At 35.6% G+C, this 6,572-nt stretch carries 7 protein-coding genes; all 7 read left to right on the forward strand.

Going from position 1 to position 6,572, the window contains the following annotated elements:
- The 7 genes from ACSHWW_RS02520 to hpf all read left to right on the forward strand — a co-directional run bounded on the left by ACSHWW_RS02520 (position 1) and on the right by hpf (position 6,403).
- Positions 1-1,011, forward strand: a complete 1,011-nt coding sequence (locus ACSHWW_RS02520) for a potassium channel family protein (RefSeq protein ID WP_435680825.1) — start codon at positions 1-3, stop codon at positions 1,009-1,011.
- 73 nt (positions 1,012-1,084) lie between these two features.
- A complete protein-coding gene (locus tag ACSHWW_RS02525; RefSeq protein ID WP_435680826.1) occupies positions 1,085-2,773 on the forward strand; it encodes an alanine/glycine:cation symporter family protein in 1,689 nt (562 codons plus the stop codon).
- A gap of 10 nt (positions 2,774-2,783) precedes the next feature.
- The gene (locus ACSHWW_RS02530) at positions 2,784-3,641 is read left to right on the forward strand and encodes a helix-hairpin-helix domain-containing protein (RefSeq protein ID WP_435680827.1); all 858 of its coding nucleotides are present in this window, start codon (positions 2,784-2,786) and stop codon (positions 3,639-3,641) included.
- Between the two features lie 22 nt (positions 3,642-3,663).
- Positions 3,664-4,833 (forward strand): acyl-CoA dehydrogenase family protein, encoded by a 1,170-nt coding sequence (locus tag ACSHWW_RS02535; RefSeq protein ID WP_435680828.1) that lies wholly within the window; start codon positions 3,664-3,666, stop codon positions 4,831-4,833.
- A gap of 105 nt (positions 4,834-4,938) precedes the next feature.
- Positions 4,939-5,133 carry a 30S ribosomal protein S21 gene (gene rpsU, locus ACSHWW_RS02540; protein ID WP_435680829.1) on the forward strand — a complete coding sequence of 65 codons (195 nt, stop codon included), beginning with the start codon at positions 4,939-4,941 and terminating at the stop codon, positions 5,131-5,133.
- A 27-nt stretch (positions 5,134-5,160) separates the two neighbouring features.
- Positions 5,161-6,087 (forward strand): tyrosine-type recombinase/integrase, encoded by a 927-nt coding sequence (locus ACSHWW_RS02545; RefSeq protein ID WP_435680830.1) that lies wholly within the window; start codon positions 5,161-5,163, stop codon positions 6,085-6,087.
- 16 nt (positions 6,088-6,103) lie between these two features.
- Positions 6,104-6,403, forward strand: coding sequence for a ribosome hibernation-promoting factor, HPF/YfiA family (hpf, locus tag ACSHWW_RS02550; protein WP_435680831.1), 300 nt, complete (start codon positions 6,104-6,106; stop codon positions 6,401-6,403).
- Positions 6,404-6,572 lie beyond the last annotated feature (169 nt).

Genomic DNA, 6,572 nt, shown 5'->3' on the forward strand with positions numbered 1-6,572 from the left:
GTGCGTTCAAAAATTACAATAGCCATCTCGTTATTAGTTACTATTCTATTGATAGGAATTGTAGGTTTTAAACTCATCATGGATTTGTCATGGGTGGACGCACTGTATATGACAGTAATCACCATTACTACGGTAGGTTATCGAGAGGTTGAGCTGCCTAATGATACTGCAAAATTATTTATCGTCTTTTTAATTTTATGTAGTGTTGTAATTGTTGGTTATGCGGTATCTGTTATTTCAGAATATTTAATATCACGTAGCTCGTTGAAGGAATTAAGGGAAAAAAGAAAACAAAAACTTATAGACTCTATGGAGAATCATATCATTGTTTGCGGTTACGGCCGTAATGGAAGACAAGCAGTTGAAAAGCTCATAGATTATAATCGAGAGTTTATTATCATAGAAAAAGATCAAGAAGTTATTGATAACAGTGCATTAGGTGAAGAATTCTTTTTTAAAGGAAACGCAAATGAGGATGAGGTGTTACTCAATGTAGGAATAGAACGAGCATCTACCTTAATCACCGCACTACCAGATGATGCTGATAATCTTTTTACAGTTCTAAGCGCACGACAGCTCAATGCAGATTTAAAAATTATCTCAAGAGCAAGTGAGGAAACAAGTTATAAGAAATTGAAATTTGCAGGAGCAAATAACGTGATTCTACCCGATAAAATAGGTGGTGAACACATGGCATCTTTGATAGTTAGTCCAGACTTGATTGAGTTCTGGGACAACTTGAGTTATGGAGGTAATGAAGGAGTGAACTTAGAGCAAGTATCTTATGAGCAAATGTTTGATGGTGATGTAGGTTGTTCTATTATCGATTTAAACTTGAGAAAAAAAACAGGTTGTACTATCATAGGATACAAATCTGCAGATGGAGAATATACTGTTAATCCAGATCCTGAAATGATGCTTACTACAGGTTCAAAAATTATAGTAGTAGGAAATACTCAGCAAATTCAAAACCTTCAAAAGGTGTATAGAATTAACAATGAAATAACATAAGTCGCTTTAAAATTTTTAAAAGGCGATATTTTTATGCATCTTGCTGACTTAACCAAAAATTAAATTTAAAATAATGAAACGTATCTATAAAGTATGTTTATCAATGCTGGCGTTTATAATGCCTGCATTAGTTTTTGCTCAAGAAGCCGCTGAGAAAGGAATTGATGAGAGAATTGATGATGCCTTTGGTTGGGCAACAGGAGACTATGTGCAAGCAGTTTTTTATCAAATCCCTTTTACAGATGAGGTTAAGATCTACTGGGTCCTATTTCCTTTGATTTTGGGAGCATTGTTTTTTACGTTTTATTTTAAGTTCATCAACTTCACTGGAGTATGGAAAGCGATTGAAGTAGTAAGAGGTAAATATGAGGACATTGAAAAATATGGTGCTGAGGAACTTTATGGAGAAGATGGAATTGCAAATGGTGTAGATATTAATACCGTAGATGATATAGAAGCTCATATGGACGAAGTTTCAAATGAGATAACTATTGATGGTGATATTAAAGATACTATAAGAGATGAAAGTTCCCATGGTGAGGTTTCTCACTTTCAAGCTTTAACCGCAGCATTATCTGCTACGGTAGGTTTAGGGAATATAGCAGGTGTAGCAGTTGCAGTTTCTATAGGTGGTGCAGGTGCAACCTTTTGGATGATTGTTGCAGGTTTCCTAGGGATGGCGTCTAAGTTTGTGGAATGTACTTTAGGTGTTAAATACAGAGATATAGCAGAAGACGGAACCGTGTATGGTGGACCTATGTATTACCTTACTAAGGGTTTGAAGTCTATGGGATTAGCTAAGCTAGGTAAAGTGCTAGCAGTGTTATTTGCAATAATGTGTATCGGTGGATCATTTGGTGGAGGAAATATGTTCCAAGCAAACCAAGCGGCTCAAATGGTTGAAAACATTACAGGAGGAACGGAGTCTTTCTTGTACGGTTATAAATGGGCGTTTGGGCTGTTTATGGCTGTTTTTGTAGGTATAGTAATCATAGGTGGAATTAAGTCTATTGCTAAGGTTACAGATAAGATTGTTCCTTTCATGGTTGCTATTTATGTGGCTGCGTCACTTTGGGTGATCTTTGCACGTTTTGATTTGATAGGTGATGCGTTTACTCAAATCATTGATGGAGCATTTAGTCCAGAAGGTATCGCAGGTGGAGCTATTGGAGTTTTGATTCAAGGTTTCCGTAGAGCAGCATTCTCAAATGAGGCTGGTGTAGGTAGTGCATCTATTGCACACTCAGCAGTAAAAACGAAATATGCAGCAAGTGAAGGATTAGTGGCGTTACTAGAACCATTTATTGATACGGTTGTAGTTTGTACTATGACAGCCTTAGTTTTAATCATTACCGGTAACGTGAGTTCAGAAAATGCAGGCTTGAATGATGCAGACGCTATATTGTTAACATCAGGAGCATTTGAATCAGTTATAAGTTGGTTCCCATATGTATTAACACTAGCTGTAGTTTTATTTGCCTTCTCAACGATGATATCATGGTCTTATTATGGATATCAAGCTTGGGCATACTTATTTGGAAGAACGCAAAGAACAGAATATACTTATAAGATTTTGTTCTGTGTATTTGTAGTAATAGGTTCTGCGGCGAGTTTAGGAAACGTAATAGGTTTCTCAGATGCGATGATATTCTCGATGATGGTACCTAACATGATAGGTATTGTATTACTTGCACCTAAGGTGAAAAGAGAACTTAATAGATATATGAGTGCTATTAAATTAAAGTCTCAAGCTATCGATTAATATATCTTAAATGAATAATTTTAAATCCCTCTTTTTGTTCAACAGAAAACAACAAAGAGGGATTTTTGTATTAATAATTTTACTGGCGATTACTATTGCAATTTATGGCTATGCGCTTACTAAACCCGTGCAACAATTAATAGTGGGAGATGTAACTGCCTATCAATCGCAAATAGATTCTTTGAAAATCCTTGCAGCCCAAAAGAAAAATAAGATTTATCCTTTTAATCCTAACTACATTACAGATTATCGTGGTTACATACTAGGCTTGAGTGAAGAGGAGTTGGGTCGTTTACATCGCTTTCGCGAAAGCGATAAATGGGTGAACTCTAAACAAGATTTTCAAAAGGTAACTGGCGTTTCAGACCAGTGGCTCGATAGCATCAGTCCTTATTTTAAGTTTCCAGAATGGGTCACAAACCCTAAAAAGAGTGTTTATAAAACTTCTTTTAAGGAACGAAAGATTGTTGCCAAAGATATCAATGGAGCTACTCAGGACGAGCTCAAAGCAGTTTATGGAATAGGTCCGGCTTTATCAGGTAGGATTATCAAAGAGCGCGATTTTCTTAAAGGATTTATTGATGTCAAGCAAGTCAGTGGTGTTTATGGATTAAGTGATTCTACGATGATTCAGCTCAAAAAACATTTCTACGTTACAAATCCTTCCAGCTTCAGGAAAATAGCTCTTAATACAGCAACACGAGATGAGTTGTTAAGCATTCCATATTTTAACGACTACCTCGTTGACCAGTTGATAAAGCAACGCACATTGCGAGATGGCTTTAAAAGTTGGGATAAAGTTGTGTTAACCTCAAGGTTTCCAGAGGAGAAATTAGAGCTAATTCAGCTATATTTGACACTTGACTAAATCAATAGTTTAACTATACCATATGTATTCAAAATATTTTACAGAAGAGCACAATGTCTTTAGACAGAGTTTTAGAGATTTTCTAAAAAAAGAAGCTGTTCCTCATATCGATAGATGGGAAGAAACTGGGCAAATAGACCGCTCTATTTTTGAAAAAATGGGTGAGATGGGATACTTTGCGCTCTATTACCCAGAAGAATATGGTGGATTGAATCTTGATTTTTTCTACACGGTTATTTTCTTAGAAGAAATGCAACGTATTAATTCTGGAGGTTTTGCTGCTGCCATGTGGGTTCAAGCCTTCTTAGGTGCTCAACATTTATTAAAAGAAGGAGATGAGCGTATTAAACAGGAGTATTTAGTTCCTACATTAACTGGAGAAAAGATAGGTTGTCTTGGAATAACTGAGCCATTTGGAGGTAGTGATGTAGCAGGAATGAGAACTACCGCTGTAAAAGATGGTGATCACTATGTTATTAATGGTTCTAAAACCTTCATAACAAATGGAGTTTATAGCGATTACCTAGTCATAGCTGCAAAAACAGATCCTGATGCAAAGGGACGTGGGATTTCTATTTTTGTAATGGATCGTGAGACACCTGGTATAAGCGCAACTAAGCTTAATAAATTAGGTTGGAGAGCTAGTGATACAGGAGAAATAGGTTTTGATAATGTGCGCATCCCAGCAGAGAATTTAATGGGTGAAGAAGGAAAAGGGTTCCCTTATATCATGCAGCATTTTGCTTTAGAACGTTTAATTATGGGTATTAATGCTCATGCAAGAGCTGAGTATGCATTAGAATACACGGCTCAATACATGAAAGAACGTACAGCATTTGGAACAACCATAGATAAATTCCAAGCTTTACGTCACGGTATGGCAGACATGTACAGTGAAGTAGAAATGGCAAAGAATTTCAATTACTCTATTTCAGAACAATTAGATAAAGGATTATATCCAGTAAAAGAAGCAAGTATGTCTAAACTGGTTTCCACAAAAATTGCTGATGAGGTGATCTATAAGTGTCTTCAGTATTTAGGTGGTTATGGTTACATAGAGGAGTATCCACTAGCGAGAATGTGGCGTGATAGCCGTTTAGGCCCTATAGGTGGAGGGACGAGCGAGATCATGCGCGAGATCATCGCAAAAATGGTCATGGATGGAAAGGATTATAAGCCAGCAGCAAAGTAGAGAAGCGGTTATAATTACGCTTTCGCGAAAGCGTTTAAAATAAATACTTGTAATTCTAAATAAAAATGTATTTTTGCCGTCCCAAAGAGAGGAGGTGATGACACTATGTTAATAATACCAGTAAAAGACGGAGAAAATATCGATAGAGCTCTAAAGCGTTTCAAAAGAAAATTTGATCGTACGGGCAAGATGCGTGAACTACGTAGCAGACAGCAATTTACTAAGCCATCTGTTGCAAAACGCGCTCAAAGAATTAAAGCGTCTTACATTCAGCACTTAAGAGATGCAGAGAACATCTAGTATTTCTTAAAATAAATCGAACCGCTAGTGGTAAAATTCTTAATTTTACTTCCTAGCGGTTTTTTTATGTCCTTAAATTCTTTTCTAGATTATCTTTCCCTAGAGAAAAAGTATTCTCAGCACACGGTTGTTGCTTATAAAAAAGATATAGAACAATTGTCTACTTATCTATTAGAGGAATATGATGTAGGCATAAAGGAAGCTACATATCCGTTAATTAGAACTTGGTTAAGTACATTGCTTGACGATGACTTAAGTTCAAGAACAATTAATCGCAAAGTAGCAGCTATAAAAAGGTATTATAAGTTCTTGCTTGTGATTCAAGAAATTGAACACCATCCTTTATCTCAACACAAAAGCCTTAAAGTCTCTAAAAAAATTCAAATTCCATTTTCTAAAGAAGAGGTTTTCAATATTCTTGATGCTTCTTACGATCATAATGATTTTGAAGCAGCACGAGATGTGCTTATAATTGAGTTGTTATATGTGACTGGAATGAGAAGAGCAGAGTTAATCGGTTTACAAGTAGAGGATATTAATTTTAATGATAAAACAATTAAAGTAATCGGTAAAAGGAATAAAGAGCGAAGAGTGCCGTTACTGAAGTCTATTGAAGAGAGATTGAATCATTATCTATCTTTAAGATTACAAATAAATACTTCTGACTCTGAATTGTTGTTTCTTACAAAAAAAGGTGCAAAACTTTATCCAAGTCTTGTTTATAGGATTATTAAATCGTATTTTAGTTTGGTATCTCAAAAGGTAAAAACGAGTCCGCATATTTTAAGACATTCTTTTGCAACACATCTTCTCGATGAAGGCGCAGATTTAAATTCTGTAAAAGAATTATTAGGACATGCTAGTCTTGCTTCTACTCAAGTTTATACTCATTCAAGTATGACTATGTTAAAAGGAGTTTACAAAAACGCGCATCCGCGATCAAAGAAGGATTAACTAAATTAGAAAGCTTATGAAGGTAAACGTGCAGTCTGTTAATTTTAATGCAGACGTTAAACTGATTGAATTTATTCAAGAACGATTAGATAAACTAGAACAATTTTACAGTAAGATTATAAACGCTGATGTTTATTTGAAGGTTCAAAAGACTTCAGCTCCTGAAAATAAGATTGTTGAAGTAAGACTTTTTGTGCCAGGAGAGGATTTAATGGCGTCAAAAACTTGTAAATCTTTTGAGCAAAGTACTGATGAATGTGTAGATGCGCTCGAGCGTCAACTAAAGAAAAGAAAAGAAAAACAAAATATGCATTAAATTTTTGCAAAAAATATTTTGCGATTTAAAAAATACACTTACATTTGCAGTCCGTTAGAAATAGCGGACTTTTTTATGCGAGTATAAAAGTGTAAAAAGCCGATGTAGCTCAGCTGGCTAGAGCAGCTGATTTGTAATCAGCAGGTCGTGGGTTCGAGTCCCTCCATCG

This window comes from Nonlabens sp., from assembly GCF_051251825.1.
GTDB lineage: Bacteria > Bacteroidota > Bacteroidia > Flavobacteriales > Flavobacteriaceae > Nonlabens.

Bases quoted from the DNA above. Each gene is read 5' to 3' on its own strand.
- ACSHWW_RS02525 (WP_435680826.1), top strand. From the start codon at position 1,085: ATGAAACGTATCTATAAAGTATGTTTATCAATGCTGGCGTTTATAATG.
- ACSHWW_RS02530 (WP_435680827.1), top strand. From the start codon at position 2,784: ATGAATAATTTTAAATCCCTCTTTTTGTTCAACAGAAAACAACAAAGA.
- ACSHWW_RS02535 (WP_435680828.1), top strand. From the start codon at position 3,664: ATGTATTCAAAATATTTTACAGAAGAGCACAATGTCTTTAGACAGAGT.
- rpsU (WP_435680829.1), top strand. From the start codon at position 4,939: ATGTTAATAATACCAGTAAAAGACGGAGAAAATATCGATAGAGCTCTA.
- hpf (WP_435680831.1), top strand. From the start codon at position 6,104: ATGAAGGTAAACGTGCAGTCTGTTAATTTTAATGCAGACGTTAAACTG.